25 protein-coding genes are annotated in these 26,880 nt (G+C 73.6%); 14 read left to right on the top strand and 11 right to left on the bottom strand.

What is annotated here, in order from left to right; translation table 11 throughout:
• Nucleotides 1–14 precede the first annotated feature (14 nt).
• Nucleotides 15–1,502, bottom strand: a complete 1,488-nt coding sequence (locus O3T09_RS05815; protein WP_206396960.1) for an NAD-dependent succinate-semialdehyde dehydrogenase — start codon at nt 1,500–1,502, stop codon at nt 15–17.
• A gap of 172 nt (nt 1,503–1,674) precedes the next feature.
• Entirely contained in the window at nt 1,675–2,559 is an 885-nt protein-coding gene (gene rsmI / locus O3T09_RS05810) for a 16S rRNA (cytidine(1402)-2'-O)-methyltransferase (RefSeq protein ID WP_216879589.1), read from the bottom strand.
• Between the two features lie 67 nt (nt 2,560–2,626).
• Here rsmI and O3T09_RS05805 point away from each other — a divergent pair, with 67 nt between their 5' ends.
• The 4 genes from O3T09_RS05805 to O3T09_RS05790 all read left to right on the top strand — a co-directional run bounded on the left by O3T09_RS05805 (nt 2,627) and on the right by O3T09_RS05790 (nt 8,269).
• Nucleotides 2,627–3,499, top strand: a complete 873-nt coding sequence (locus O3T09_RS05805) for a hypothetical protein (protein WP_216879588.1) — start codon at nt 2,627–2,629, stop codon at nt 3,497–3,499.
• 55 nt (nt 3,500–3,554) lie between these two features.
• Nucleotides 3,555–5,168, top strand: a complete 1,614-nt coding sequence (locus tag O3T09_RS05800; RefSeq protein ID WP_216879587.1) for a dolichyl-phosphate-mannose--protein mannosyltransferase — start codon at nt 3,555–3,557, stop codon at nt 5,166–5,168.
• A 68-nt stretch (nt 5,169–5,236) separates the two neighbouring features.
• Nucleotides 5,237–7,075, top strand: a complete 1,839-nt coding sequence (locus O3T09_RS05795) for an AMP-dependent synthetase/ligase (RefSeq protein WP_002854481.1) — start codon at nt 5,237–5,239, stop codon at nt 7,073–7,075.
• A 105-nt stretch (nt 7,076–7,180) separates the two neighbouring features.
• Nucleotides 7,181–8,269: an alkene reductase gene (locus O3T09_RS05790; protein ID WP_002854482.1), complete on the top strand. Its 1,089-nt coding sequence runs from the start codon at nt 7,181–7,183 to the stop codon at nt 8,267–8,269.
• 85 nt (nt 8,270–8,354) lie between these two features.
• On the opposite strand, the gene O3T09_RS05785 is transcribed toward O3T09_RS05790, so the two are convergent.
• From O3T09_RS05785 to O3T09_RS05775, 3 genes are read right to left on the bottom strand one after another with little or no spacing between them, the layout of a single operon-like run.
• Nucleotides 8,355–9,575, bottom strand: coding sequence for a TIGR01906 family membrane protein (locus O3T09_RS05785; protein WP_002854489.1), 1,221 nt, complete (start codon nt 9,573–9,575; stop codon nt 8,355–8,357).
• A gap of 47 nt (nt 9,576–9,622) precedes the next feature.
• On the bottom strand, nt 9,623–11,182 hold the full coding sequence (gene ahcY, locus O3T09_RS05780) for an adenosylhomocysteinase (protein ID WP_002854490.1): 1,560 nt from the start codon (nt 11,180–11,182) through the stop codon (nt 9,623–9,625).
• A gap of 45 nt (nt 11,183–11,227) precedes the next feature.
• Complete coding sequence (locus O3T09_RS05775; protein WP_036334265.1) at nt 11,228–11,530, bottom strand: DUF3499 family protein; 303 nt, start codon at nt 11,528–11,530, stop codon at nt 11,228–11,230.
• A gap of 62 nt (nt 11,531–11,592) precedes the next feature.
• Between O3T09_RS05775 and O3T09_RS05770 the strand changes: the two genes are divergently transcribed.
• Nucleotides 11,593–12,138, top strand: a complete 546-nt coding sequence (locus tag O3T09_RS05770; RefSeq protein WP_100069088.1) for a hypothetical protein — start codon at nt 11,593–11,595, stop codon at nt 12,136–12,138.
• A gap of 55 nt (nt 12,139–12,193) precedes the next feature.
• On the opposite strand, the gene O3T09_RS05765 is transcribed toward O3T09_RS05770, so the two are convergent.
• Nucleotides 12,194–12,721 carry a WhiB family transcriptional regulator gene (locus O3T09_RS05765; protein WP_269295427.1) on the bottom strand — a complete coding sequence of 176 codons (528 nt, stop codon included), beginning with the start codon at nt 12,719–12,721 and terminating at the stop codon, nt 12,194–12,196.
• A gap of 170 nt (nt 12,722–12,891) precedes the next feature.
• Between O3T09_RS05765 and O3T09_RS05760 the strand changes: the two genes are divergently transcribed.
• Entirely contained in the window at nt 12,892–13,515 is a 624-nt protein-coding gene (locus O3T09_RS05760; protein ID WP_269295426.1) for a hypothetical protein, read from the top strand.
• A 27-nt stretch (nt 13,516–13,542) separates the two neighbouring features.
• On the opposite strand, the gene O3T09_RS05755 is transcribed toward O3T09_RS05760, so the two are convergent.
• Entirely contained in the window at nt 13,543–14,160 is a 618-nt protein-coding gene (locus O3T09_RS05755) for a GtrA family protein (protein WP_269295425.1), read from the bottom strand.
• A 162-nt stretch (nt 14,161–14,322) separates the two neighbouring features.
• On the opposite strand from O3T09_RS05755, the gene O3T09_RS05750 reads away from it, so the two are divergent.
• From O3T09_RS05750 to manA, 4 genes are read left to right on the top strand one after another with little or no spacing between them, the layout of a single operon-like run.
• Nucleotides 14,323–15,528 (top strand): 5-(carboxyamino)imidazole ribonucleotide synthase, encoded by a 1,206-nt coding sequence (locus O3T09_RS05750; protein ID WP_144820049.1) that lies wholly within the window; start codon nt 14,323–14,325, stop codon nt 15,526–15,528.
• The gene (purE, locus tag O3T09_RS05745) at nt 15,525–16,082 is read left to right on the top strand and encodes a 5-(carboxyamino)imidazole ribonucleotide mutase (protein WP_049147836.1); all 558 of its coding nucleotides are present in this window, start codon (nt 15,525–15,527) and stop codon (nt 16,080–16,082) included. The genes O3T09_RS05750 and purE overlap by 4 nt, the downstream gene beginning before the upstream one ends.
• A complete protein-coding gene (locus O3T09_RS05740) occupies nt 16,082–17,695 on the top strand; it encodes an LCP family protein (protein WP_441338887.1) in 1,614 nt (537 codons plus the stop codon). The genes purE and O3T09_RS05740 overlap by 1 nt, the downstream gene beginning before the upstream one ends.
• A gap of 41 nt (nt 17,696–17,736) precedes the next feature.
• Entirely contained in the window at nt 17,737–18,981 is a 1,245-nt protein-coding gene (gene manA, locus O3T09_RS05735; RefSeq protein WP_269295423.1) for a mannose-6-phosphate isomerase, class I, read from the top strand.
• Nucleotides 18,982–19,004: 23 nt separating this feature from the next.
• On the opposite strand, the gene glpX is transcribed toward manA, so the two are convergent.
• Entirely contained in the window at nt 19,005–20,027 is a 1,023-nt protein-coding gene (gene glpX / locus O3T09_RS05730; protein ID WP_010079310.1) for a class II fructose-bisphosphatase, read from the bottom strand.
• A gap of 107 nt (nt 20,028–20,134) precedes the next feature.
• On the opposite strand from glpX, the gene O3T09_RS05725 reads away from it, so the two are divergent.
• From O3T09_RS05725 to O3T09_RS05715, 3 genes are read left to right on the top strand one after another with little or no spacing between them, the layout of a single operon-like run.
• On the top strand, nt 20,135–20,725 hold the full coding sequence (locus O3T09_RS05725; protein ID WP_061866912.1) for a DUF4245 domain-containing protein: 591 nt from the start codon (nt 20,135–20,137) through the stop codon (nt 20,723–20,725).
• Nucleotides 20,722–21,393, top strand: a complete 672-nt coding sequence (locus tag O3T09_RS05720; protein WP_049147417.1) for a carbonic anhydrase — start codon at nt 20,722–20,724, stop codon at nt 21,391–21,393. The genes O3T09_RS05725 and O3T09_RS05720 overlap by 4 nt, the downstream gene beginning before the upstream one ends.
• 55 nt (nt 21,394–21,448) lie before the next feature.
• Nucleotides 21,449–22,870 carry a class II fumarate hydratase gene (locus O3T09_RS05715; protein ID WP_044659622.1) on the top strand — a complete coding sequence of 474 codons (1,422 nt, stop codon included), beginning with the start codon at nt 21,449–21,451 and terminating at the stop codon, nt 22,868–22,870.
• Between the two features lie 90 nt (nt 22,871–22,960).
• Here O3T09_RS05715 and O3T09_RS05710 read toward each other — a convergent pair whose 3' ends face one another.
• Together O3T09_RS05710 and O3T09_RS05705 are read right to left on the bottom strand one after the other, a co-directional pair.
• Nucleotides 22,961–23,464, bottom strand: coding sequence for a prepilin peptidase (locus O3T09_RS05710; protein ID WP_036316321.1), 504 nt, complete (start codon nt 23,462–23,464; stop codon nt 22,961–22,963).
• A gap of 330 nt (nt 23,465–23,794) precedes the next feature.
• Nucleotides 23,795–25,243, bottom strand: coding sequence for a PhoH family protein (locus O3T09_RS05705; RefSeq protein WP_119217512.1), 1,449 nt, complete (start codon nt 25,241–25,243; stop codon nt 23,795–23,797).
• A 228-nt stretch (nt 25,244–25,471) separates the two neighbouring features.
• On the opposite strand from O3T09_RS05705, the gene O3T09_RS05700 reads away from it, so the two are divergent.
• On the top strand, nt 25,472–26,113 hold the full coding sequence (locus O3T09_RS05700) for a rhomboid family intramembrane serine protease (RefSeq protein ID WP_260840436.1): 642 nt from the start codon (nt 25,472–25,474) through the stop codon (nt 26,111–26,113).
• Here O3T09_RS05700 and O3T09_RS05695 read toward each other — a convergent pair.
• A complete protein-coding gene (locus O3T09_RS05695; protein ID WP_041105013.1) occupies nt 26,092–26,865 on the bottom strand; it encodes an isoprenyl transferase in 774 nt (257 codons plus the stop codon). The two genes, O3T09_RS05700 and O3T09_RS05695, sit on opposite strands and share 22 nt — an antisense overlap.
• Nucleotides 26,866–26,880 lie beyond the last annotated feature (15 nt).

Genomic DNA, 26,880 nt, shown 5'->3' with positions numbered 1-26,880 from the left:
GTTCGACGCGAGGGTCAGGCCTTCGCGGCCGCCCACGGGTCGGCGATGCCGATGTACTGCACCGAGGTGTACTCCTCGATGCCCTCGGCGCCGCCCTCGCGGCCCAGGCCCGACTGCTTCACGCCGCCGAACGGCGCGGCCGGGTTGGAGATGACGCCCACGTTGTAGCCCATGAGGCCGAACTCGATGCTCTCGGCCACGCGGTACATCCGGGCCTGATCCTTCGTGAACACGTAGGAGGCGAGGCCGTACTCGGTGTCGTTGGCCATCTCGATGGCCTCCTCCTCGGAGGAGAAGGTCACGATCGGGGCCACCGGGCCGAAGATCTCCTGCTGGAGGATCGGGTTGCCCTTCTCCACCTTGATCGCGGTCGGCGCGTAGAAGTAGCCGTCGCCCTCGATCTTGTGGCCGCCGGTGAGCACCTCGCCGCCGGCCGCCACGGCGTCCTGGACGAGCTGGTCGATGTCGTCGCGCGCACCCTCGTCCACGATCGGGCCGAGGGTGGACTCCGGGTCGGTGCCGCGCAGGGGCTTGAGCGCCTCGAGCTTGGCCACGAACTTCTGCGTGAACTCCTCGGCCACGTCCTCGTGGACGAGGAAGCGGTTGGCGGCGGTGCAGGCCTCGCCCATGTTGCGCATCTTCGCGGCGAAGGCGCCCTCGACGGCGGCGTCCAGGTCCGCGTCCTCGAACACGAGGAGCGGGGCGTTGCCGCCGAGCTCCATGGAGGTGCGCAGCACGTTGTCCGCCGCATCCTTCATGAGGCGCACACCGACCGGCGTGGAACCGGTGAAGGACACCTTGCGCAGCCGCCGGTCCTGCAGGATCGGGCTGGAGATCGACGAGGCGGAGGAGCCCGCCACGACGTTGAGCACGCCCTTGGGCAGGCCGGCCTCCTGCATCACCTGCGCGAACAGCTGGGTGGTCAGCGGGGTCAGCTTGGCGGCCTTGAGGACCATGGTGCAGCCGGCGGCGACGGCGGGGCCCACCTTGCGGGTGGCCATGGCCAGCGGGAAGTTCCACGGGGTGATCAGCAGGCACGGGCCCACCGGGCGATGGTGCACCTGCATGCGCAGGGTGCCCTCGGGCACGGTCAGGGTGCGGCCGTAGTGGCGGCCGGCCTCCTCGGAGAACCAGCGCAGGAAGCCGTTGCCGTACGTGACCTCGCCGCGGGCCTCGGCGAGCGGCTTGCCCATCTCGAGGGTCATCAGCAGCGCGAAGTCCTCGGCGCGCTCGTTGATCAGGTCGTAGGCGCGGCGCAGGATGTCGGCGCGCTCCTTGGCCGGGGTGCGGGCCCAGTCGGCCTGCGCGGCGCAGGCGGCGTCGAAGGCGGCCATGGCGTCGTCGGAGTTCGCGTCCTGCAGGCTCGCGATGACCTTGCCGGTGGCCGGGTCCTTCACGTCGAAGGTCTTGCCGGAGGAGGCATCGCGCCACTCGCCGTCGATCAGCAGACCGGTGGGGACGGACTCCAGCAACGCCTTCTCGCGCTCAGCGGTCACGGTCATGATGCACCTCTTTCGGGGTCGGTGGTCGGAGGCGGCACGCCCCGCGTCCTGTAAAGGAAACGGGTGGACGGCCACGGGTATTCCGACGCCGCCCGGCGGCGGCTCCACGGCTGATCCTAGCCAGGCACCGGCGCCGCGCCATCGCACATGAGCCTCTGTGTAGCCGGGCGGGTCAGCCCCGTGCCGCGAGCACCGCCTGGTAGAGCTCCCGGCTCCGCATCCCGTGGGCTCCGGCCACCGCCGCCACGGCCTCCTTGAGCCGGGTGCCGGACTCCACCAGCACCGCCACCTCGGCGACGGCGTCCGCCTCGGACGACTCCCCCTCGGCGCCGGGCGCGGCCGGCCCGATCACCAGCACGATCTCCCCGCGGATCCCCTCCCCCGCGTGCCGCTCCGCAGCCCAGGCATGCACCTCGGCCGCGGTGCCGCGCACCACCTCCTCGTGCAGCTTGGTGAGCTCGCGGGCCACGCACACCGGCCGTTCCGCACCGAGGACCTCCACGACGACGGCCAGCGCGTCCGCCAGACGCTGCGGCGACTCGAAGGCGACCACGGTGCGGGCCTCGGTCAGCAGGGAGGTGAGCCATCGCCGTCGTTCCCCGTCCTTGCGGGGGACGAAGCCATCGAAGGCGAACCGGTCCGTCGGCAGGCCGGACAGGGCGAGCGCGGTGGTCACGGCGGAGGGGCCGGGCGCACACGTCACGGGCAGCCCTGCGGACACCGCGGCCGCCACGAGCCGGTACCCCGGGTCCGAGACCGTGGGCATGCCCGCGTCCGAGACCACCGCCACCGTGGCACCGCCCCGCACCTGGTCCAGCAGCCCCTGGGCGGAGGCCGTCTCGTTGTGCTCGTGATGGGCCACCACCCTGCCCGCCGGGGTGACGCCCAGTCCGGCGCACAGGCGCCGCGCGGTCCGGGTGTCCTCGGCGGCGATCACGTCCGCCTCCGCCAGCAGCTCACGCAGGCGCGCGGACGCGTCCCCGAGGTTGCCGATGGGGGTGGCGGCCAGGACGATGCGGCCGGACGGGGACGGCAGATCAGTCGGTCTCGGGGTCATATGTCAAGATCGTAGAGGCACCGCCCCGAGCCCGCCCGGGCCCACGCCTCTCCGGAAGGTCAGGACCATGCCCGTCGAGCCCCGCATCTGCATCACGTCCGGTGGCGACGAGATTCGCCTGCGCTCCTACGTCAACCACGCGATCTACGCTCGAGAGCACGGGCTGGACTACCGGCTCGAGACGGGCATCGACCCGCATATCGTCACCAAGTTCGACTACAAGGTCGCCATCCTCCGCCGGCTGCTCCCGCGTTATGACTGGCTCGTGTGGATGGACGACGATGCCTTCTTCACCGACTTCGAGGCGGACAACCTCCGACGCCTGATCTCCGAGGCCGAACGTGACGACATCAGCCTGGTCATCGCCGAAGGGCCCACAGAGCCGAACGGGTTCTGGTCACGCATCAACACCGGGGTCATGCTGCTCCGGAACGACGAGACGGCGCGCACGATCGTGGAGTCGACCTCGACAGCGGACCTGGCCACGGTCCGGGCCTGGTGGGACGACGATCGCGACGGTCTCTTCACCCACGGCGACCAGGACCAGATGTGGTGGGCCATCCAGACGGGCGGGCACGCCGAGCGCGTCCGGATCGTCGGCCACCGAGAGCTGAACTCGCGCGGGCACTACTACGAGGACTCCCTGACGGACGCGTTCGTCATGCACTTCACGGGGTATCCGGACAAGGAACTCGGCATCGCCCGCTTCGCCGACCGCTTCGACATCGGACAGGAGATCGTCCCTGAGCCGCTCCTGGACAAGTATCACGTCAGAGTGCGCAGCCCGCTGAGCGGCGCCCGCCGTGCCTGGCGGGAACGCTCGGTGGACACGCTGGCAGCGGTCAAGTACCGGCTCCGCCCCCACAAGGACCGGATCCGGCGCGTGGCAGGATTCCTCCCGCCCGCCGTGCGCCGCCGGTGGCCGCTCGGCCACGTCTGAGAGCAGACCGCACGTCGAAGAGGCCTGCTCCACCCGGCCCCCTAGCATGGAGCCCGTGCCCGCCACCGCCCTCGCCCCCCGCCCCGCCGCCGTCGCGGCCGACGACGGCCCCTTCGGCGTCGCCGCCCTGCGCGCCCGCCTCGGGGTGAGCGCGGCGCCCCTGACGCGGTGGCACTGGATCCTGCCGCTGCTGGTCACGGTGATCGCCGGCGTGCTGCGGTTCACGAACCTGGCCCACCCGGACCAGCTGATCTTCGACGAGACCTACTACCCCAAGGACGCCTACTCCCTCCTGGAGTCCGGCTACGAGCGGCGGTGGGACGAGGACGTCAACGACGCGTTCGCGCGCGGCGAGGCGGAGCCGCTCGAGGGGGCCGCCTACGTGGTGCACCCGCCGCTGGGCAAGTGGCTGATCGGCCTGGGCATGCTCGCGTTCGGTCCGGACAACGGGGTGGGCTGGCGATTCAGCGCCGCGGTGGCCGGCACGCTGTCCGTCCTGCTGGTCGCCCTCGCCACGCAGCACCTGCTGCGCTCGGTGTCCCTGGGCGCGGTCGCCGGGCTGCTGCTGGCCGTGGAGGGCCACCACCTGGTGATGTCCCGCATCGGGCTGCTGGACGTCTTCCTCTCGTTCTTCGTGCTCGCGGCCTTCGCCGCGCTGCTGGCGGACCGCGTGCACGGGCGGCGGCTGCTCGCGGAGCGGCTCGCCCACGACGTCGCCCGGCGGGGACGCGACGCCCTGGCCAGCGGGCCGTGGCTCGGCTGGCGCCCGTGGCGACTGCTGGCGGGCGTACTGCTGGGCGCCGGCTGCGCCGTGAAGCTCTCCGGGCTGGCGTTCATGGCGGCCTTCGGCCTGCTCACGGTCCTGTGGGACATGTCCGCGCGCCGGACCGCCGGGGTGCGGCGCTGGGCGTGGGCCGGCGTCGAGAAGGACGGCCTGTACGCGTTCCTGGCCGTGGTGGGCGGCGGCCTGGTCGCCTACCTGGCCTCGTGGACCGGCTGGTTCGTCACGGAGGGCGGCTACTACCGGGACTGGCACCGGGACAACCCGCCGGAGGGCCTGCTCGCCGGGCTGGTCCCCGGCCCGCTGCGCTCCCTGTGGCACTACCACGTGGAGTCCACGACCTTCCACCAGGGCCTCACCAGCCCCCACGACTACGCCGCCAACCCGTGGACCTGGCCATTCATGGGCCGGCCCGTGAGCTACTACTACGAGGGCGCAGAGCCCGGCGAGGGGATCTGCCCGGCGGACGCCGCGGGCGCGTGCTCGGCGGCCATCACGGACATCGCCAACCCGTTCGTGTGGTGGACGGGCCTGGCCGCCGTCCTCGTGTGCGTGTGGCTGCTGGTGCGCCACCGGGACTGGCGGGCCGGCGCCCTGCTCGGCGCCTACGCGGCCGGGCAGCTGGTGTGGTTCCTGTGGCCCGAGCGGACCATGTTCTTCTTCTACACGATCGCCTACGAGCCCTTCCTCGTGATGATGATCGCCCTGGCGCTCTCGCTGCTGCTGCGGCCGGGCCTCCGGCCCGGGCCCCGCTGGGGCTCGGCCCTGGTGCTGGCGTACGTGACGATCGCCGTCGCCGTGTCCCTGTTCTTCCTGCCCGTGTGGATCGGCGACGTCATCCCGTACGACCAGTGGCGCTGGCGGATGTGGTTCAGCAGCTGGATCTGACGGCCGCGTCGCGGGCGCGGGCGTGCCCGACCGCGCGCCGCACGCCCGGAAATGGATACGCTCGGACCGTGCAGAACCAGAGCCCCGTCCATGAGTCCGCCACCGAGCTCGTCGGCATGCCGCCGGCGGACTCCACCATCACGGACCTGATCGTCGCCTCCTGTGCCGACCGGCCGGACGCCCCCGTGTACGCCGTGCGCAACGGTGCGGGCGGCTGGGTGGACGTCCACTTCACCGCGTTCCTCACCCAGGTGCGCGCCGTGGCGGCCGGCCTCATCGCCCGCGGCGTCCAGCCCGGGGACCGAGTGGGCCTGTTCTCCCCCACCTCCTACGCGTGGGCCGTCCTCGACCAGGCCGTGTGGTTCGCCGGCGCCGTGTCCGTGCCGATCTACGAGACCTCCTCCGCCCACCAGGTGGAGCACATCGTCACGGACTCGGGCCTGCGGGTGGTCGCCGTCGGCAGCGACGAGCTCGGCGAGCGTGTCGCCGAGGCCGCCGGGCACGCGGGCGTGGACGTGGCGACGTTCCCGCTGACGGACGAGGGGCTGGCGGAGCTGGCCGAGGCCGGCGCGTTCGTGTCGGACGACGCCGTCGAGCACGCCCGCTCCCTGGCGACCCTCGCCAGCCCCGCCTCGATCGTCTACACCTCCGGCACCACCGGCCGCCCGAAGGGCGCCGTGATCACGCACGGCAACTTCGTGGGCGCGGCCATCAACGTGCTGCACTTCGCGCGCGAGGTGGTCCAGTGGTCCCCGGAGACGACGACGTCGCGCACCCTGCTCTTCCTCCCGCTGGCCCACGTGCTCGCCCACGCCGTCCAGGTCATCTGCCTGTACGCCCGCATCCAGGTGGCCCACTCCGGTTCCCCGGCCACGCTGCTCGGCGACCTCGCCTCCTTCCACCCCACGTGGCTGCTGGCCGTGCCGCGCGTGTTCGAGAAGGTCGAGGCCGGCATCGAGGCCAAGGCCCAGAAGGGCGGCACCGGGCGGATCTACGCGGCGGCCAAGCGCACCGCCATCGAGTGGTCCACGGCCGTGGACGAGGCCGAGTTCGGGGACGGCCCCGGCCCCTCGGCCCTGCTGCGCGCCCGGCGTGCGCTGTTCGACCGGCTGGTCTACCGCAAGATCCGGGAGGCCCTCGGCGGCGAGGTGATCTCGTGCGTGTCCGGCGCGTCCGCCCTCTCCCCGGAGCTGGTGCACTTCTTCCGCGGCGCCGGCATCCCGATCGTGGAGGGCTACGGCCTCACGGAGACCACCGCGCCGGCCACCGTGAACATCCCCGGCGCGCACCGCGTGGGCACCGTGGGCCTGCCCGTGGCCGGGGTGACGGTGAAGATCGCCGAGGACGGCGAGATCCTCATCCGCGGCCCCGTGGTGTTCGACGGCTACCACGGCATGCCGCAGGCGTCGGCGGAGGCGATGGAGGACGGCTTCTTCCGCACCGGGGACATCGGCGCGCTGGACGAGCACGGCTTCCTGCGGATCACCGGCCGCAAGAAGGACGTGATCATCACCGCCGGCGGCAAGAACGTGTACCCCACGCCCATGGAGGAGGCGCTGCGCCAGCACCGGCTCATCGAGCACGTCGTGGTGGTCGGGGAGAACCGCCCGTTCGTGGGCGCCCTCATCACCCTGGACTCCGAGGCCCTCACCCAGTGGGCCCTGGACCGCGAGCTCAGCCTCACGCCGGCCGAGGCCGCGACGGACCCCACCGTGCTGGCCTCGATCCAGGAGGCGGTGGACCAGGTCAACGCGGGCGTCTCCCGCGCCGAGTCCATCCGCCGCTTCCGCATCCTGGACCACCCGTTCACCGAGGACTCCGGGCACGTCACCCAGTCCCAGAAGCTCAAGCGGGCCCAGGTGATCGAGGACCACGCCGAGGACGTCGAGGCCCTCTACCGCCGCTGAGGGAGGGCGCCGCACCCCCGCCGCCGGAATGCCCTGCCTCCGGAATAACCTCCGGCGGCGGCCGGTTGGCGCGGAGGACCATCTCCCCGAGCGATCGGAACCACCGTGCCCTCCCTGTTCGACCCCCTGGACGTCGGCGCCCTGCGCCTGGACAACCGCATCGTCATGGCCCCCCTGACCCGCCAGAGGGCGGGCGAGGACGGCGTCCCCACCGAGCTGCACGCCGAGCACTACGCCCAGCGCGCCACTGCCGGACTGCTCGTCACCGAGGGCGCCTTCCCCTCCTTCCGCAGCCGGGCGTTCCCCGGCCAGACCGGCCTCGCCGACGACGCCCAGACCGACGGGTGGCGTGCCGTGGCGCAGGCCGTCCACGAGGCCGGCGGACACGTGTTCGTCCAGGTCATGCACGGCGGGCGCATGTGCCATCCGGACCTGCTGCGCGGCGCGGAGCCGGAGGCCCCCAGCGCCATCGCCCCCGGGGTGCCGGTGCGCGGGTTCAGCGGCAAGATGGAGGGGCCGGTGCCCAGCGCCCTGGACACGGAGGAGCTGCCCCGCGTGGTGGCCGAATTCGCCGACGCCGCCCGCCGGGCCGTCGAGGCCGGGCTCGACGGCGTGGAGGTCCACGGCGCCAACGGGTACCTGCTCCACGAGTTCCTGGCGCCCTCCAGCAACACCCGCGAGGACGCCTACGGCGGCTCCCCCGAGAACCGGGCGCGCCTCACCGTGGAGGTGGTGCGCGCCGTCGCCCAGGCCATCGGCGCCGAGCGCACCGCCCTGCGCATCTCCCCCGAGCACAACGTGCAGGGCACCATCGAGGAGGACCGCGCGGACGTCCTGGCCACCTACGACGCTCTCCTGGCCGGCCTCGCCGACCTGGACCTGGCCTACCTGTCCGTCATCCACCAGGACGTGGCCGGTGACCTCGCGGCGCACCTGCGCGAGTCCTTCTCCGGGCCCCTGGTGCTCAACAGCGGCTTCGGCGCGGTCACGGGCCTGGAGGAGGCCCGCCGGATCGTGGAGGACGGCCTGGCCGACGCGGTGGCCGTGGGCCGCGAGCTGATCGCCAACCCGGACCTGGCGCGCCGCTGGCGCGAGGGGCTGCCCCTCAACGAGCCGGACCCGACGACGTTCTACACGGGCGGGGCGCACGGCTACACGGACTACCCGTTCGTGGACGGGTCCCCGTCCTCCTGAGACCCGCACACCCGCCGGACGCACCGCGCCCCGCCTCCCATCACTGGGGGGCGGGGCGCGTTCGTGCGGGGGCCTCAGCGGCCCGTCACCGCAGCTGCGCGTCCTCCTCGCGGGCCCAGCGCAGGCGCGTGGACTCGAAGGCACTGCGCTGGTCCGCGGTGCGCTCACGACGGCGGCGCGTGGGCCACGTGAGCACGAGCGTCACGAGGGACGCCAGCAGGGTCACCAGCCCGACCACCACGGCCGCGTCCACCCAGAACTGTTCGGGATAGAGGCGGATGAGGGCGTCCCGCACGGAGAACGTCCACGTGCCGTCCGCGAAGAACAGCGAGTGGAACCCGGCGAAGAACGTCTCCCAGCCCAGCACCGCCAGGACCGCGAGCGCGATCACCGCGAGCGGCAGCCACACGGCGCCGGCGAACAGGGCGCGGCGCACCCCGCCGGGGCTGGTGCGCAGCAGGGACGCGATGAGCAGGGCGCACACCACCACGAGCACCACGAGCGCCGCTGCGGCGATCCACAGCACGGTCTTCACGTCCGTCATGTGGTCGACCTCGACCTCGGCGAACAGGGGCGCGCCCTGGTGCGTGAGGCTGCTGAGGTACCGCGGCCCGGCCAGGTTGGTCACGTAGTCCAGCCCGGCGGAGCCGTAGTGCATGCGGTCGGCGAGGGTGAAGCCGAACCGGTCCGCGGGGAACCCGGGCCGGTGGTACTCCAGCCACAGGAACACCGGGCTCGCCACGAGGCGGACGGCAGCCAGCAGCAGGGCGAGCGGGGCGAGGATCGCCAGCAGCACCTGCGCCAGGCGCGGGCCCGCCTTGGGCAGGCGCGCGCGCTCCTCCGGCGTGGGGCCCTGCAGGGCCGCCTCCTGCGTCACGGGGGCGGCGGTGCCGTCCTCGGGGTAGCGGTCGACCGGGACGGCTGCGCTCGAACCCGCCGCGCGGGCCCCGACGGCGGCGCTCAGCGGGCCGAGCTCGTCGGCGCCGGGCAGCTGCCGCCGGTCGCCCTCGGGCACGGCCCGGGAGGCGACGATGTCGCGGTCGGCGTCCGGGGCCGGGCGGTCGGCGTCGCGTCGGTCCGCGGCCGCCGCGTCCCCGCCGCGCAGCGCGGCGAGGTCCTCGGGGCTGAGCGCCGAGGTGTGCTGGGCGCCGCCGTCGTCGTCCCGGTCCATGGCGGGCAGCGCCTGGGTGCGGTTCGGGTCGTCCGCGGCGTCGTCCTGGACGAACGCGCCGTAGTCCAGCCCGGATTCGAAGTCCTCCGCCCCGGCGCGCTCGTCGCGCCCGCGGCCGGCCTGATGGGAAGCCATGTCCGTGCCTCTCTCGAGTGGGTCCGTCCGCCCGCGGGCGCCGGGGATCAGTAGCGGTAGTGGTCGGCCTTGAAGGGGCCGGCCACGTCCACGCCGAGGTACTCGGCCTGGGCCTTGGTCAGCTCGGTCAGCCCGACGCCGAGGGCGTCCAGGTGCAGGCGGGCGACCTTCTCGTCCAGCACCTTGGGCAGCGTGTAGACGCGCTTCTCGTAGTGCTCGCCGGTCAGGGCGCCGGTGCCCGTGGAGCCGCCGAAGAGCTCGATCTGCGCCATCACCTGGTTGGTGAAGGACGCGCTCATCACGAACGAGGGGTGGCCGGTGGCGTTGCCGAGGTTCAGCAGGCGGCCCTCGGAGAGCACGATGATGCTGCGCTCGGCCTCCGTGCCGCCGTCCAGGGTCCACTCATGGACCTGCGGCTTGATCTCGGTCTTCACGACGCCGGGGATGCGGGCCAGGCCGGCCATGTCGATCTCGTTGTCGAAGTGGCCCACGTTGCCCACGATGGCCTTGTCCTTCATGGCGGCCATGTGCTCGGCCATGATGATGTCCTTGCCGCCGGTGGTGGTGACGAAGATGTCGCCCTCGCCCACCACGTCCTCGAGGCGGGCCACCTGGTAGCCGTCCATCGCGGCCTGCAGCGCGCAGATCGGGTCGATCTCCGTGACGATCACGCGGGCACCCTGGCCGCGCAGGGCCTCGGCGGCGCCCTTGCCGACGTCGCCGTAGCCGCAGACCACGGCCACCTTGCCGCCGATCAGCACGTCCGTGGCGCGCATGATGCCGTCCGGCAGGGAGTGGCGGATGCCGTACTTGTTGTCGAACTTGGACTTGGTCACGGCGTCGTTCACGTTGATCGCCGGGAAGAGCAGGCGGCCCTCCTGCGCCAGCTGGTAGAGGCGCAGCACGCCCGTGGTGGTCTCCTCGGAGACGCCACGCAGGGTGCTGGCGGTCCGGGTCCAGTGCTGCGGGGCGCGGGCCAGCGAGCGACGCAGCGTCTCGAGGATGATCCGGTACTCCTCGGGGTCGTCCTCGGTGGCGCTGGGCACGGCGCCCGCGGCCTCGAACTCGACGCCCTTGTGCACCAGCAGGGTGGCGTCGCCGCCGTCGTCCAGGATCATGTTGGGGCCGCGCTCCGGATCCTCGTCGGCACCCGGCCAGGTGAGGATCTGCGAGGCGGTCCACCAGTAGTCCTCGAGGGACTCGTTCTTCCAGGCGAACACCGGCACGCCCTGCGGGTCCTCGGGGGTGCCCGAGCCCACGACGACGGCGGCGGCGGCCTCGTCCTGCGTGGAGAAGATGTTGCAGGAGGCCCACCGGACCTCGGCGCCGAGGGCGGTGAGGGTCTCGATGAGCACGGCGGTCTGCACGGTCATGTGCAGGGAGCCGGCGATGCGGGCGCCCTTCAGCGGCTGGGTCTCCCCGTACTCCTCGCGCAGGGACATCAGCCCCGGCATCTCGTGCTCGGCCAGGCGGATCTGGTGGCGGCCCGCCTCGGCCAGGGACAGGTCCCGGACCGTGAAGTCGAACGAGGCACCGGGCACGGTGGTGCGGTTGGCGAAGGCCGGGTCGACGTCGGGTGTGCGGAACTCTGCGGAGGTCTCAGTCATGCCCTCCAGCCTAGCGATGCCCCGGACGGCACGACACGCGCCGCGTCAGTCCCCGTCACGCACCACGCGCAGCCCGGGGCGGGACGGCGGGACGGCCACGGGCCGGGTGGGGACCGTGCGCACGCCGCCGTCCGCGTCCACGGCCTCGTAGTGCTCGGGCAGCTCCAGCCGCAGCACCTCCCAGCCGCGCGGGGCCGTGGTGCGCCGAGCGTGCTCGCCGCAGAGGTCGTACGTGTGCGGCTCCGCCCGGCGCGACAGGGGCCCGATGACCACCTGCGAGTCCGCGTAGTTGTACGTCAGCGTGGCCAGGGCAGGGCTCTGGCATCCGGTCTTGCTGCAGCGTCGCATGGGTCCCACGCCCGTCACCCTACTCGGCGGACGGCCCGGGGCGGTGGCCTACCATGGCGCGCATGACCGCGCCCGCCTCCTCCGATCCCCTCGACCCCCTGCCGTTCCGGGCGGGCGACGCCGCGGGGGCCGAGCCGGGCGTCGAGGGCGGCCCGGCCGAGGCCGGCGTCACCTCCCCCGCGGGGCGCGGCGTCCGGGACCGCCGTGGCCGAGGACTGCGGCATCCGCGCCCGTTCGGTGCACGTTCGGAGCGGGGCCGGGGCGAGGCGCTGCTGACCGCCGTCGAGAAGGCGGTGGACCGGCTGGGCTCCCTGGACGCGCCCGGGCTGCGGCACGTGACCGCGCGGGTGGAGCGCATTCCGGACCGGCTCGACGAGCGACTGCGCGAGCTCCATGCCGGCCAGGAACGGGATGAGGAGGCGCTGTTCGCGCGGGCCGAGCGTCAGGGCCGGGACGGGGTGCTGATCACCCTGTTCGAGCGGCCGCTGCGGGACGCGGCCGACCCGGCCGACCTCGAGGGGGCCGTCTACGGGGTCGCGCTGAGCCGCTGCGCCGAGGCGCTGGGCGTGGACCCGCAGGTGCTCGACCCCAGCTGGGGTCGCGGCTGAGCCCGGACCGGGCGGTCCGCGCCGGGCACCGCGCCCGGTGGACGGGCGCCGTGCGTCAGGCGCGGGCGCGGCGCAGGCGGCGACGCTCGCGCTCGGAGAGCCCGCCCCAGATGCCGAAGCGCTCGTCGTTCGCCATGGCGTACTCCAGGCACGCGTCCTTGACGGTGCAGGCCTCGCACACGCGCTTGGCGTCCCGCGTGGAGCCGCCCTTCTCCGGGAAGAACGCCTCGGGGTCCGTCTGCGCGCACAGGGCGTCCGCCTGCCAGGCCAGCTCGCCCTCGACGGGCTCGGTGGTCACGCCCGGGATCGCGGCCCAGTCCTGGGAGACGGGCACGGCCTCGACCGGACGCTCGTCGCCGGGGAAGAGGGCGGTGACGGTGGCGGCCGGGGTGCCGGTCTCGTCGTCGAGGTCGTGGGCGGTGAGGAAGGCGGTCGCCTGGTCCTCGAGGCTCGCGCCCGGGACGCCGGCCTGCGGGTCGGCGGGGTCGAGGAACCAGTCGCTGGGGACGCTCCGCGGACGAGGCGCCGGCGCCTGCGCGGGATCGGCGCGGTGCGCGTCCTCGACTCGCGGGGTCTGCTCCATGTGTGACGCCTCTTCCCGGGATCGACGTGGCGGTGTGGGCCGGGTGATCGTGCGGTCCGCGCGGGTGCCGGGCAAGCCGGCGGGCCCCTCCTGCCGGGACCGTTGGCCCGGGTTCATTACATCGGTGTGATTCATGCCGAGTCAAACCGAACGGGTGCCACACTGGGCCCATGGTCTCCCTCTCCGCACCCCGGTCCATCGGCCCCCTCGTGCTCCGCCTCGCCTCCTCCCCGCGGCCCGCGCTCGTCCAGGAGCCGGGGGCCCCGGACGAACCCGGCGCGGTGGACCAGCGCATCGAGCTCTCGGGCCGCGTGACCGTGAACTGGGCCGCCAAGTTCGCGGGCCTGCTCGGCGCCGAGGGCATCGGCGCGGGCGACGCCGTCGCCCTGGACCTGCCCGTCCACTGGCTCTCCCACGCCCTCGCCCTCGGCGTGCTCTGCGCCGAGGCCGAGCCCGCCCTCGAGGGTGACTCCCCCGCCGCCGTCCTCACGGACCGGCCCGAGGCGTGGCCGGACCCGTCCGCGGCCGTGTTCGCCGTGGCCCTGCCGCGCGGCCTCGAGCCCGAGTTCGACGGCCCGGCCGCCGACCCGGCCGTCGTGGACGTGGCCGCCGAGATCCGCGCCCAGCCGGATGCCCTGCCCGGCCCCGTGGACCACGTGCGGCCCGCGTCGATCCCGGCCGGGGCCGACGTCGCCCCGGACGACGACGGCCCGCGCCCCCGCCTGACGTGGGCGGGAGTGCGGGCCGCGCTGGAGGCGTGGGACGCGGGCCGGGCGGTGACCGTGCGCCCCTGACGGGGCGGTGGGGTCAGGCGGGGACGCTCAGACCCCGGCGTCGGGGGCGCGGTGCCGGGCCGGACCGTCGGCCCGATGCCCGCGCTCGGCGGGCCGGCCCCGGGCCTCGTGCCGGCCGTGCGGAGGCAGCTGGTCCTCGCGCAGCACGGGCATCTGGCCGGTGATGATCGCGAGGTCGTTGGCGAAGCCGGGCTCCACGTCCAGCTTCTCCTTGAACACCCAGAACCGGTAGGCGAAGTAGCGGAACACGGTGCCGAAGAACAGGCCGATCACGTTGCCGGCGATGAACAGGCCGGTCGGGTCGGTCACGCCCAGCAGGTACTGCGCGATCGCCACGCAGCCGGCCTGGATGCCCAGCCCGATCGCGTTCATGATCAGGAACATCACGAGCTCGCGCGTCTTGTTCGAGGAGCGCTTGTCCCGGAACGTCCAGTAGCGGTTGGCGACCCAGCTGAACAGGGTGGCGACGACGCCGCCCACGATCTTGGCCTTGACGTTGGACCCCTCGAGCGGGCCGGTCATCATCCACCAGAAGACGAGCGAGTCCACCACGAACGCGGCCGCACCGACGGTGCCGAACTTGGCCACCTCCCGCCACAGCAGGGAGGCCATCCCGGTCAGGCGGCCCCAGAGATCGGACAGCATGGGCGTGGACTCCTCGGTTCGGGACGGGGGTGTGCACGCGGGCCGGACCCGCGCAGGGCTGGGGAACACTGTAGCCGCGCCCCCGGCGCGCGACCTCCTCGGATCCGGCGTCGGCCGCCCCTCCGTGACGGAGTTCTCAGCCGGTCCGACTACCCTGTGCGGGTGACTTCCCCTCGACTCGGTGTGATCGGTGGCGGGCAGCTGGCCCGCATGATGGCGGGCGCGGCCGCGGAGCTCGGCGTGCCCTTCCGCGTGCTCGCGGAGGCCCCGGACGCGTCAGCGGCCCAGGTCGCCCCCCACGTGGTCGGCGACCACGCGGACCTGGCGGACCTGCGCGCGTTCGCGGCCACGGTGGACGTGGTCACCTTCGACCACGAGCACGTGCCCACCGAGCACCTGCGGGCCCTGCAGGAGGCCGGCGTCGCCGTGCGCCCCGGCCCCGAGGCGCTGCAGCACGCCCAGGACAAGCTGGTCATGCGCGCCGCCGTCGAGCGGCTGGGCCTGCCGAACCCGGCGTGGGCGCCGGTCGACGACCTCGAGGCCGTCCTCGCCTTCGGCGACGAGCACGGCTGGCCCATGATCCTCAAGACCGCCCGCGGCGGCTACGACGGCAAGGGCGTGCTCAAGCTCGACGACGCCGACGACGCCCGCACCTCCGCCGCGGACGGCACCCTGGCCGCGTGGCTCGGCGCCGGCATCGCCCCGCTGCTGGCCGAGGCCCTCGTCCCCTTCTCCCGTGAGCTCTCCGCGCAGGTGGCGCGCACCCCCTCCGGTGAGGTGGCCGTCTACCCCGTCGTCGACTCGGTCCAGGTGGCCGGCGTGTGCGACCTCGTGGTCGCCCCGGCCCAGGACCTCGACCCGGCCGTCGCCGCGGCCGCGACCGCCGCGGCCGTCCGCCTCGCCGAGGAGCTGGACGTCACCGGCATGCTCGCGGTCGAGCTGTTCGAGACGCCGGGGGTCGGCCCGGGCTTCCAGGTGAACGAGCTGGCCATGCGCCCCCACAACTCCGGCCACTGGTCCATGGACGGCGCCGTCACCGGCCAGTTCGAGCAGCACGTCCGCGCCGTGCTCGACCTGCCGCTGGGCGAGACGGCCCCCCGCGGGGCCGGCGTCGTGATGAAGAACGTCCTCGGCGGCGCCCGCGAGGACCTGCACGCCGGCAGCGTCGCGGCCCTCGCCGCCCACCCGCAGGCCAAGGTCCACCTCTACGGCAAGGACGTGCGCCCGGGCCGCAAGGTCGGTCACGTCAACGTCGTCGCGGACCACGGCCTCAGCCTCGAGGAGGCCGTGCGGACCGCCGAGTCCGCCGCCGCACTGCTGCGCGACGACGCCCCCACCACCGGCACCGAGACGGAGGCCCGCCCATGACCGCCACGCCCCAGTCCCCCGCCCAGCCCCTGCAGGACGACGCCCCGGTCGTCTCCGTCGTGATGGGCTCCGACTCCGACTGGCCCGTGATGAGCGCGGCCGCCGAGGCCCTGCGCGAGCTCGACGTGCCCGTCGAGGTCGGCGTGGTCTCCGCGCACCGCATGCCCCACGAGATGGTGGAGTTCGGCGCCCGCGCGCACGAGCGCGGCATCCGCGTGATCGTGGCCGGCGCGGGCGGCGCGGCGCACTTGCCCGGGATGCTCGCCGCCGTCACCCCCCTGCCCGTGATCGGCGTGCCCGTGAAGCTCAAGAGCCTGGACGGGATGGACTCCCTGCTCTCGATCGTCCAGATGCCCGCCGGCGTGCCGGTGGCCACCGTCTCCATCGACGGCGCCCGCAACGCCGGCCTGCTGGCCGCCCGCATCCTCGCCTCGGCCGACACCGCGGAGGGCGACCGCCTGCGCGCCGCCCTCGCCGAGCACGCCGACGAGCTCAACGCCCAGGCCCGGGCCAAGGGGGCCCGCCTGCGCGAGCGGATGGCCGCCGACCGCTGATGTCGCCCGCCACCGGATCCGTGCCCGCCGGTCACGCGCAGCCCGACCCGCTCCGAGATCCACGCGTCGCCTCCCCCACCGAGCGCACCCGCCGGGCGCTGATCCTCACCGCCCTGACCCTGCTGGTCCCCGGCGGCGCCCAGCTCGTGGCCGGCAGCCGCCGGCTCGGCCGCGTGGCGCTGCGGGTCACCGTCACCGTGTGGGCCGTGCTGATCCTCGGGCTGCTGTGGTGGCTGGTCTCCCGCGCGAGCCTGATCTCGCTCATGGCCCGGGACGGCGTGCTGCTCGGGCTGGCGGTGGTCCTGGCGGCGCTGGCGGTGGGCTGGGCGGTGCTGTGGGTGGACACGTTCCGGCTGATCCGGCCGCACCTGCTCGCCCCCGGCGCGCGGAAGATCACGGCGGCGGTCACCGCGCTCGCGCTCGTGCTCACCAGCGGCGCCCTGCTCTACGGCGGCTGGGCGGCGAACACGAGCCGCGGGGCGCTCGGCGAGGTCTTCCAGGAGGGGCCGGCCGTCCCGGAGGCCGAGGGCCGCTACAACATCCTGGTCCTGGGCGCGGACGCCGGCGAGGGCCGCCAGGGGCTGCGCCCGGACTCCATGCACGTGGTCTCCGTGGACGCCCGCACCGGCGCCATCGTGATGTTCTCCCTGCCCCGCAATCTCCAGAACGCGCCGTTCGTCGAGGGCTCCCCGCTGTGGGACGTGTACCCCAACGGCTTCGACTGCGGCGACGAGTGCATCCTCAACGCCCTCTACACGGACGTGGAGGAGCATCACGCAGACCTCTACCCGGACGCCGAACACCCCGGCGCCGAGGCCATGAAGGACGCCGCCGGCGGCATCCTCGGCCTGGACGTCTCCGGCTACGCCCTCATGGACATGGGCGGCTTCGCCCAGCTGATCGACGCCATGGGCGGGGTGGACGTCGTCAGCGGCGGCTACGTGGTGCACCGCGGCGTCCGGCCCGACGGCGCCTGGGGCAACATCTGGTGGGAGCCGGGCACCCACCACTTCAACGGCGACGACGCGCTCGCCTTCGCCCGCTCCCGGCACTGGTCCACCGACTACGCCCGCATCCGCCGGCAGCAGTGCATGCAGGCGGCGATGCTGGAGCAGTTCAGCCCCGCCACCGTGCTCACCCGCTTCGAGGGGATCCTCGCGGCGGGCCAGCAGATCGTGACCACCGACCTGCCGCAGTCCCAGCTCGGCACGTTCGCGGACCTCGCCGAGCGCTCGCGCGGCCAGAAGATGCGGCGGCTGACCATCGGCCCGCCCGACTTCGGCGACACGGGCACCCACTTCACCACCTACCCCGACTACGACCTCGTCCACCGCCGCGTGGACGAGATGCTGGCCGCCGAGTCCCCGACCGCCGGATCGGAGCCGACCGGGGTCTCGACGACGCCGCTGCTCACCGTGCTGGCCGTCGTCGCGCAGGAGACGCAGGCCCCCGACGTCGACGAGGACGACCCGGCCACGTGGCCGGCCCCGCCGACCCGCACCGACGGCGAGCCCTTCACCGCCGAGGACCTGATGACGGCCGAGGACCTGGGCCAGGAGGACGTGCTGAACCACGCGTCCTCGACCAACGGGCTGTGCATCCCCGCCCCGTGAGGCGCGGCGCGCGGGCCGACGGGCTGACCTAGGCTGGGCGCATGCACGTCCTGAAGCCCGTGATCCGTGACTACGCCTGGGGCTCCCCCACGCTCCTCGCCGACCTGCAGGGACGCGAGCCCACCGGCCGCCCCGAGGCCGAGCTGTGGCTGGGCGACCATCCGGGCGCCCCGTGCGTCGCCGTCGTGGCGGACGGCGCCCACGTCGGCCTGGACGAGGTGGTGGCCGGGGACCCCGAGCACTGCCTCGGGCCCGCCGCACCGGAGGGCCGTCTGCCCTTCCTCATGAAGCTGCTCGCCGCGGGCGCCCCGCTGTCCATCCAGGCGCACCCCACCCTGGAGCAGGCCCGCGCGGGCTTCGCCGCGGAGGAGGCCGCCGGCGTGCCGGTCGACGCCCCGGAGCGCAACTACAAGGACGCGAACCACAAGCCGGAGATGCTGCTCGCGCTGACCCCCTTCTCGGCGATGTGCGGCTTCCGCTCCCCCGAGGTCTCCTCGGACAGCTTCGAGGCCCTGGCCCGTGCCCTCACGGAGCGGGCGGACGGGGACACGTCCGCCGTCGCCATCGCCGCCGCCCGGATCAGCCAGACCCTCGCCGCCGGCGACCTCGAGGACGCGTTCACCTCGATCCTCGACCCCGACTCCGTGTGGGGCTCCCCCGGCGCCGTCGCGCAGGTCGTGGACGTGCTGCGGGCCGCGCCGGACCTGGCCGAGCGCGACCCCTCGCTGGCCACGGCCCTCGAGGTCGCCCAGCACCACCCGGACGACCCCGGCGTGGTGGTGGCCATCCTGCTCAACCGCGTGGACCTGGCCCCGGGTCAGGCCATCCATCTGCCCGCCGGCAACGTGCACGCGTACCTGCACGGGCTGGGCGTGGAGGTCATGGCCGCCTCGGACAACGTGCTGCGCGGCGGGCTCACCCCGAAGCACGTGGACGTGCCCGAGCTGCGCCGCGTGGTCACCTTCGAGGCGCTGCCGGTGCCCTCCACCGAGCCCGAGCGCGTGGCCGACTCCGTGGTGGCCTTCCGCCCGCCGTTCGAGGAGTTCGAGCTGCTCCAGGCCACCCTCGAGGACGACGCTGTCCACGGGCTCGACGTGCACGGGCCCGGGATCGCGGTGGTCACCCGCGGCACGGCGAGCCTGGCCCTGGCAGGCCAGGAGATCGAGCTGGGCCCGGGCGAGGCCGTGTTCCTGCCCGCCGCGGAGACGGCGTCCGGCCCGCTGGCCGTCCGCGCCGCGGCCGGCGCCCCGGCGACGGTGCACGTGGCCGGCCTGCCGCGGGGCTGAGCCCGGCAGACCGGCCCGCGGGCTCAGCGGGCGTCGCGGTCCCCCAGCCACTTGGACCACTTCTTCACGTCGTGCTCGGCGTCCACGGTGCGGACCGTGCCGGACGACGAGCGCATCACGATGGACTGCGTGTGCACGCGGCCGTCGGCGAAGCGCACACCACGCAGCAGGTCGCCGTCGGTGATGCCGGTGGCCGCGAAGTAGCAGTGGTCGGAGGTGACCAGCTCGTTCGTGGTCAGCACCGCGTCGAGGTCGAGGCCGGCGTCGAGGGCCTTCTGCTTCTCGGCGTCGTCGGTGGGGGCCAGGCGACCCTGGATGATGCCGCCGGTGGCCTTGATCGCGCACGCGGTGACGATGCCCTCGGGGGTGCCGCCGATGCCCATCATCATGTCCACGCCGGTGCCCGGGCGGGCGGCGGCGATGGCGCCGGCGACGTCGCCGTCCAGGATGAACTTCACGCGGGCGCCGGCCTGGCGGATCTCCTTGACCAGGCCCTCGTGGCGGGGACGGTCCAGCACGCACACGGTCACCTGGGAGACGGGCTTGTCCAGGGCCTTGGCCACGAGGTTCACGTTCTGCTTCACCGGCAGGCGCATATCCACGAAGTCGGCGGCCTCGGGGCCCACCACGAGCTTGTCCATGTAGAACACGGCCGACGGGTCGAACATGGTGCCGCGCTCGGCCACCGCGAAGACGGAGAGCGCGTTGTTGTAGCCCATGGCGGTCAGGCGGGTGCCGTCGATCGGGTCCACGGCCACGTCCACGGCGGCGCCGGAGCCGTCGCCGACCTGCTCGCCGTTGAACAGCATGGGGGCCTCGTCCTTCTCGCCCTCGCCGATCACCACGGTGCCGTCCATGGCCACGGTGTCCATGAACGCGCGCATCGCGTCCACCGCGGCGCCGTCCGCCTTGTTCTTGTCCCCGTAGCCCACCCAGGGGCTCGCGGCGATGGCCGCCGCCTCGGTCACCCGCACCAACTCCATGGCCAGGTTGCGGTCCGGGACGTGATTCTCGTAGCCGGTCTTCTCCGAGGACGCGCTGGTCATCGCTGCTCCGATCCTTGCTCGCGGCGCTCCGTCCGCACGGGACGGGGCGTGAGGGCGGCTCTGCCCCGGTCCTCATCCTACGGGGGTGGCCTCCCACGGGTGGCACAATGCTGACCGTGAGCTCCGCCGACCCCCACGCCCCCGCCCCCCGTCCCGTCCTGACCGCCACGCAGGCGCAGCGGGCCCGGCAGCCGTGGATGGCCATGGTGCTCTCCCTGGCGGCTCTGCTGGCGATCGTGGCCGTGGTCCTCCTGCTCAACCCGGAGCCGCCGCAGCGGCCCCGTGAGGACCGCGTCGACGTCGCCGCCGAGGCCGCCACGATCCCCCACGACGACGGCGACCTGCCGGCCCTGGCGCCCGAGGTACCGGAGTCCTGGTACGCCAACTACGCCCGCCTGCAGAAGCTGGACGGCGTCTCCACGTGGGACGTCGGCTGGGTGGTCACGGACACGGTGTTCGCGGGCCTGCAGCAGGCCGAGGACGTCGACCCCACCTGGGTGAGCCTGCGGGTGGACCAGGTCCCGACGTCGGAGACGATCGAGATCGACGGGATCGCGTGGGACCTCCACGCCGATCCGAAGAAACCGGAGCGACGGCTCGTGGCGGAGGTGGACGGCAGCACCGTGGTGCTGACCACCACCGGCGACCGCGCCGTCCTCGAAGACCTGGCGCACGGCGTCGCGAAGGAGACCCGATGACCCCCCACACCCGCCCCGAGACGACGCCGGCCCCCGACGTCGTCGTCCCCACCTCCGACCTGACCCCCGCCGAGGCGTGGGAGGTCCTCGTCGAGGGCAACCGCCGCTTCGTGGCGGGCGAGCCGAGCCACCCGAACCAGAACGCCGAGCGCCGCAGCGGGCTGACGGCCGGCCAGGCCCCGGTCGCCGTGATCTTCGGCTGCGCCGACTCGCGCCTGGCGGCCGAGATCATCTTCGACCTGGGCCTCGGCGACGTGTTCGTGGTGCGCACGGCCGGCCACGTGATCGACGACGCCGTGCTGGGCTCCATCGAGTACGGCGTGGACGTGCTGGAGATCCCGCTCGTCATCGTCCTGGGCCACAACTCGTGCGGCGCCGTCACGGCGACGGTCGAGTCCTACATCTCCGGCACCATGCCGCGCGGCTTCGTGCGCCCCCTCGTGGAGCGCATCATCCCGTCCGTGCTGGCCGGGCGTCGCCGCGGGCTGGAGGAGGTCGACGAGTTCGTGGCCGAGCACGTGGACCAGACCTGCGACCACCTCCTGGAGACCTCGCAGTCCGTCCGCGCGGCCGTCGAGTCCGGGCGCACCGCCGTCGTCGGGCTCACCTACTCGCTGTCCGAGGGCACCGCGCGACCGGGCCGCGTGCACGGCGACCTGGCGGTCTGACGACGTCGGGCGTCCGGTGCGGCACCGGGCGCCCACGCCGTCCTAGGATGTGACCATGACCGCAGAGAACACCGATCAGCAGTTCCGCATCGAGCACGACACCATGGGCGAGGTGAAGGTGCCGGTGAACGCGCTCTACCGTGCACAGACCCAGCGCGCCGTGGAGAACTTCCCGATCTCCGGCAAGGGCCTCGAGCCCGCCCACATCCACGCCCTCGCGCAGGTCAAGAAGGCCGCGGCCAAGGCGAACGCCGAGCTGGGCATCATCTCGCAGGAGCGCGCGGACGCCATCGTCGCCGCCGCGGACCAGGTCATCGCCGGCGACCACGACGACCAGTACCCGATCGACGTGTTCCAGACCGGCTCCGGCACCTCCTCCAACATGAACACCAACGAGGTGCTCGCCACCCTCGCCACCCGCGCACTGAAGGAGGCCGGCTCCGAGGACGAGGTGCACCCCAACGACCACGTCAACGCCTCCCAGTCCTCGAACGACGTGTTCCCGACCTCCGTGCACGTGGCCGTCACCGCCGCCCTCGTGAACGACCTCGTCCCGGCGCTGGACCACCTGGCCGTCTCCCTCGAGAAGAAGGCGGAGGCCTTCGCCGGCGTCGTGAAGTCCGGCCGCACCCACCTCATGGACGCCACTCCGGTGACCCTGGGCCAGGAGTTCGGCGGCTACGCCGCGCAGGTCCGCTACGGCATCGAGCGCATCCAGTCCGCGCTGCCGCGCGTGGCCGAGGTCCCGCTCGGCGGCACCGCCGTGGGCACCGGCATCAACACCCCGAAGGGCTTCTCCGCCCGCGTGATCGAGCTGCTCGCCGAGGAGACCGGTCTGCCGCTGACCGAGGCCCGCAACCACTTCGAGGCCCAGGCCAACCGTGACGGCCTCGTGGAGGCCTCCGGCCAGCTGCGGAACATCGCGTTCTCGCTCATGAAGATCAACAACGACCTGCGCTGGATGGGCTCCGGCCCGAACACCGGCCTCGGCGAGATCGCCATCCCGGACCTGCAGCCGGGCTCCTCGATCATGCCGGGCAAGGTCAACCCCGTGATCTGCGAGGCCGCGATCATGGTGTGCGCCCAGGTGATCGGCAACGACACCACCGTCGCCCTGTCCTCCACCAACGGCGCGTTCGAGCTCAACGTGGGCATCCCCGTGATGGCCGCCAACCTGCTCGAGTCCATCCGCCTGCTGGCCAACACGACGCGCGTCATGGCGGACAAGATGATCGACGGCATCGAGGCCAACGAGGAGCGCTGCGCCTTCCTCGCCGGCGCCTCGCCGTCCATCGTGACCCCGCTGAACAAGGTGATCGGCTACGAGGCCGCCGCCAAGATCGCCAAGCACGCCGTCGCGAACAAGATGACCGTGCGCGAGGCCGTCGTGGACCTCGGCTACGTCGAGCGCGGCGAGATCACCGAGGAGCAGCTGGACAAGGCCCTGGACACCATGTCCATGACCCACCCGGAGTGATCCGGCGGATTCGGTGAGCGGCGCGACGCCGCCTCCCGGGCCACGACGCCGAGCGGCCGTCCTCCCGTGCGGAGGGCGGCCGCTCGTCGTTCACGCCAGCACCAGCACTCCGGCGGCCGCCGCCACCATCGCCGGCCCGAACGGCAGCGCCGTTCGCCCCGTCGCCCGGCCCGCGAGGACCAGCAGCCCCGCCACGACGCCGCCGAGCAGGATCGCGCCCACCCCGGCGGCGAGCACCGCCGTCGGACCGAGCACCCCCGTGTACACGCCCAGGCCGCCGGCGAGCTTCACGTCCCCCATCCCGAGGCCGCCGCGGCTGAGCACGTGCAGCGCGAGCATCGCCACGGTGTAGCCGAGACCGCCCAGCAGGCTGCAGAGGGCCAGGTCACCCCGGCCCGCCAGCAGCGCTCCCCCGGTCATCATCGCCAACCCGCCCAGCGCCAGCCGCAGCGTCCATCGGTTCGACAGCCGATGCTCCCGCAGGTCCGTGCGCACGAGCACGCCCGAGCACACCGCGAACCACGCCAGCCCCAGGGTCCACAGCACCGCCGTCGCCGGCGCGCCGTGCGTCCACGCCCATCCCACTCCGCTCATGCGCCCAGCCTAGGCCGGGCGGCGCACCCGCCGGGCCGCCGTCCACAGGCGATCAGGCCACCTCGCGTTCACGGTCCGGCCACCCGGTGTTCTGCCGACAGCGCAACCGGGGCCGCCCATTGCGACGACCCCGGGCACGGGTCTACTCTGAAGTCACGAGCTTCCAGCCGTCTCATGGACGTACGGGGCTCACACAGACCCCATGGCCTCAATCCCGTTTCAAAGGGGCCATGGTGGCGGGCTTCCTCGGTCCCCCATCCCCCCTCCGCGGGGCCGAGCACCCCCGCCGGGGGCCGCTGCTTCGGCAGCGGCCCCTTTTTCATGCCCGGCTCAGGCTCGGCCCTCCTCCAGCAGGTCCGTGACCAGCGCGGCGATCGGCGAGCGCTCGGAACGGGTCAGCGTCACGTGTCCGAACAGCGGGTGGCCCTTGAGGCGCTCCACCACGGCCGCGATGCCGTCGTGCCGGCCCACGCGCAGGTTGTCCCGCTGGGCGACGTCGTGGGTCAGCACCACCTTCGAGTTGCGGCCCATCCGGCTCAGAACCGTGAGCAGCACGTTCCGCTCGAGCGACTGCGCCTCGTCCACGATCACCCACGCATCGTGCAGCGAGCGGCCGCGGATGTGCGTCAGCGGCAGGATCTCCAGCATCCCGCGGTCCACCACCTCGTCCACCACGGACGGGGAGACGAGCGCGCCCAGGGTGTCGAACACGGCCTGCGCCCACGGGCCCATCTTGTCGCCCTCGGAGCCGGGCAGGTAGCCCAGGTCCTGGCCGCCGACGGCGTACAGCGGGCGGAACACGACCACCCTGCGGTGCTCGCGGCGCTCCATCACGGCGTCGAGGCCCGCGCACAGCGCCAGCGCGGACTTGCCGGTGCCCGCGCGGCCGCCGAGGGAGACGATGCCCACGCTCGGATCCGTCAGCAGCTCGATGGCCAGCCGCTGCTCTGCGGAGCGGCCGTGCAGGCCGAACACGTCGCGGTCCCCGCGCACCAGGCAGGCTCGGCCGCCCTCGCCGACCCGGGCCAGAGCGGAGCCCCGGGGCGCGGTGAGCACCAGCCCCGTGTTGACCGGCAGGCGGTCCGCCTCGGCCGGGGCCTCCTCCGGCCCGGTCTCGACGCCCGTGCCGGTCAGGGTCCCCAGCGGGACGCCGGCCAGGTCGACCGCGCCGTCGTCGTAGAGGGCGTCCAGCCGCTCCTGCGCCACGCTGAGGGAGACGGTGCCGCGCCAGCCCGAGTCACGCACGAGCTCGTGGCGGTACTCGTCCGCGGCGAGGCCCATGGCCGCCGCCTTCACGCGCATCGGCAGGTCCTTGGACACGACCGTGACCGTGGCGCCCTCGTCCGCGAGCGCCTTCGCGACGGCGAGGATGCGGGAGTCGTTGTCCGTGCCGCGGATGCCCAGGGGCAGCACGTCCACGGATACGTGGTTCAGTTCGATCCGCAGCGTGCCGCCCTCGGGGGTGATCGGCACGGGCTGGTCCAGCGCGCCGTGGCCGCCGCGCAGGTCGTCGAGCAGGCGCAGGGCCGTGCGCGCGTAGTAGCCGAGGTCGGGGTCGGCGCGCTTGGCCTCGAGCTCCGAGACCACCACGAGCGGCAGGACCACCTCGTGCTCGGCGAAGTGCAGCAGGGCGCGCGGGTCCGAGAGCAGCACGGACGTGTCCACCACGTAGGTCCGCAGGCCGGTCGCCTCCGCCGGCCCCGCCTCGGCGCGCGCCTGGCCCGGCCGGCTCGGCGGCTCCTGCCGGGTCTGCGCGTGCTCCACGAGCTCTGCCACCATGTCTGCCTCCTGTGCCGGTGAACCATGTGGGCGGGGGTCCGCCCACGGGCCACGCTAGGAAGCGGCGTCGTCCGCCGGGGCCCGGCACGGTGAACCCGGGATGAAGTCGCGGTGACGGTCCGTCCGGGCCCCGCCACGGTCCCCGAGGGCCAGTGCTCTCTACACTGGAGACGCGCCGCCGACGTCCCGACGGCCGCCCGCTCCCCGTCCCCAGGAGGGCCCTTGAGCATGCACCGCCCGTCCCCCGGCCTGCCCGATCTGCCGGGCGGCCCGGCCCCCGCCCCGACCCTGGCCGAGCGCGCCGGCGGCCGCCTGCTGGGCGCCGTCGCGCCCACCGCCGTGCTGATCGCGGCCATGTGGGTCGCGCAGTTCGTGCTGATCTTCCTCGGCCGGGTGATCATCCCCGGCGTGGGGCTGATCCCGCGACGCCTCGAGGGCCTGGACGGGGTCCTGTTCTCCCCCGTGCTGCACGCCGGCTGGGCCCACTTGATCGGCAACACGACGGCGCTGGTCGTCCTCGGTCCGCTGGCCGCCCTGGTCTCGCGCCGGCCGGTGGCCCTGCTCGTCTGCGCCTGGCTGGGCTCGGGCCTGCTGACCTGGGTGATCGGCACCCCGGGCGTGCACATCGGCGCCTCCGGGATCGTGTACGCGCTGATCGCGTTCCTGATCGTCTACGGGGTCGCGGTGCGGCGGATCGGGGCGGTCGTCGTCTCCGTGCTCGTCGCGCTCACGCACCTGGGCTCGAGCCTGATCGGCCTGCTGCCGGCACCCGGCATCTCGTGGACCGGCCACCTGGCCGGGGCCGTCGTCGGGGTGCTGCTGGGCCTGTGGTGGGGCCGCGCCGACCGTCAGGTGCCGAACCGGCGCTGACGGCTGCCGTAGTCGCGCAGGGCGCGCAGGAAGTCGACCTTGCGGAACGCGGGCCACATGGCCTCGCAGAAGTAGAACTCCGAGTACGCGGACTGCCAGAGCAGGAACCCGGAGAGCCGCTGCTCCCCGGACGTGCGGATGACCAGGTCCGGGTCCGGCTGGCCGCGCGTGTAGAGCCGGTCCGCGATCTGCTCGACGGTGACGGACTCGGCCACCTCCGCCGCGCTGTGGCCCAGGGCGTGCTCGTCCCGCAGCAGCTCGCGCACGGCGTCGAGGATCTCCTGGCGGCCCCCGTAGCCCACGGCGACGTTCACGTGCACGCCGTCGTGGCCCTTGGTCTGCTCGGCGACCTCGGCGAGCCGTCGCGCCATGGGCTCGGGGAGCAGGTCCACCGCGCCGACCGGCTGCACGCACACGGGGGCACGGCCCTCGGCCGGCTGGGCGAGGCGCTCCGCCGTCGTCTGGATGATCTCCAGGAGCGGGGCGAGCTCCTCCGCCGGGCGCCGCAGGTTCTCGGTGGAGAGCATGTAGAGCGTGACCACGGGGATGCCGGCCTCGTCGCACCAGCCGATGAAGTCGAGGATGCGCTCGGCGCCGGCCTGGTGACCCTGCTGCGTGGACGCCCCGAACGCGCGGGCCCAGCGACGGTTGCCGTCCACCAGCACGCCGATGTGCCGAGGCAGCCGCTCCGGGTCCAGGCCGCGCGTCAGCCGCCGCTCGTACAGGCGGTAGAAGGCCTCGGGTCGACCCACGGCGCGCTCCCCTCT

The sequence above is a fragment of the Micrococcus sp. H39-S4 genome (assembly GCF_027158145.1).
GTDB classification, from domain to species: Bacteria; Actinomycetota; Actinomycetes; order Actinomycetales; family Micrococcaceae; genus Micrococcus; species Micrococcus luteus.
The sequence above is the reverse complement of the archived record's forward strand: the minus strand, read 5'-3'. Positions and strand labels throughout refer to the sequence as shown.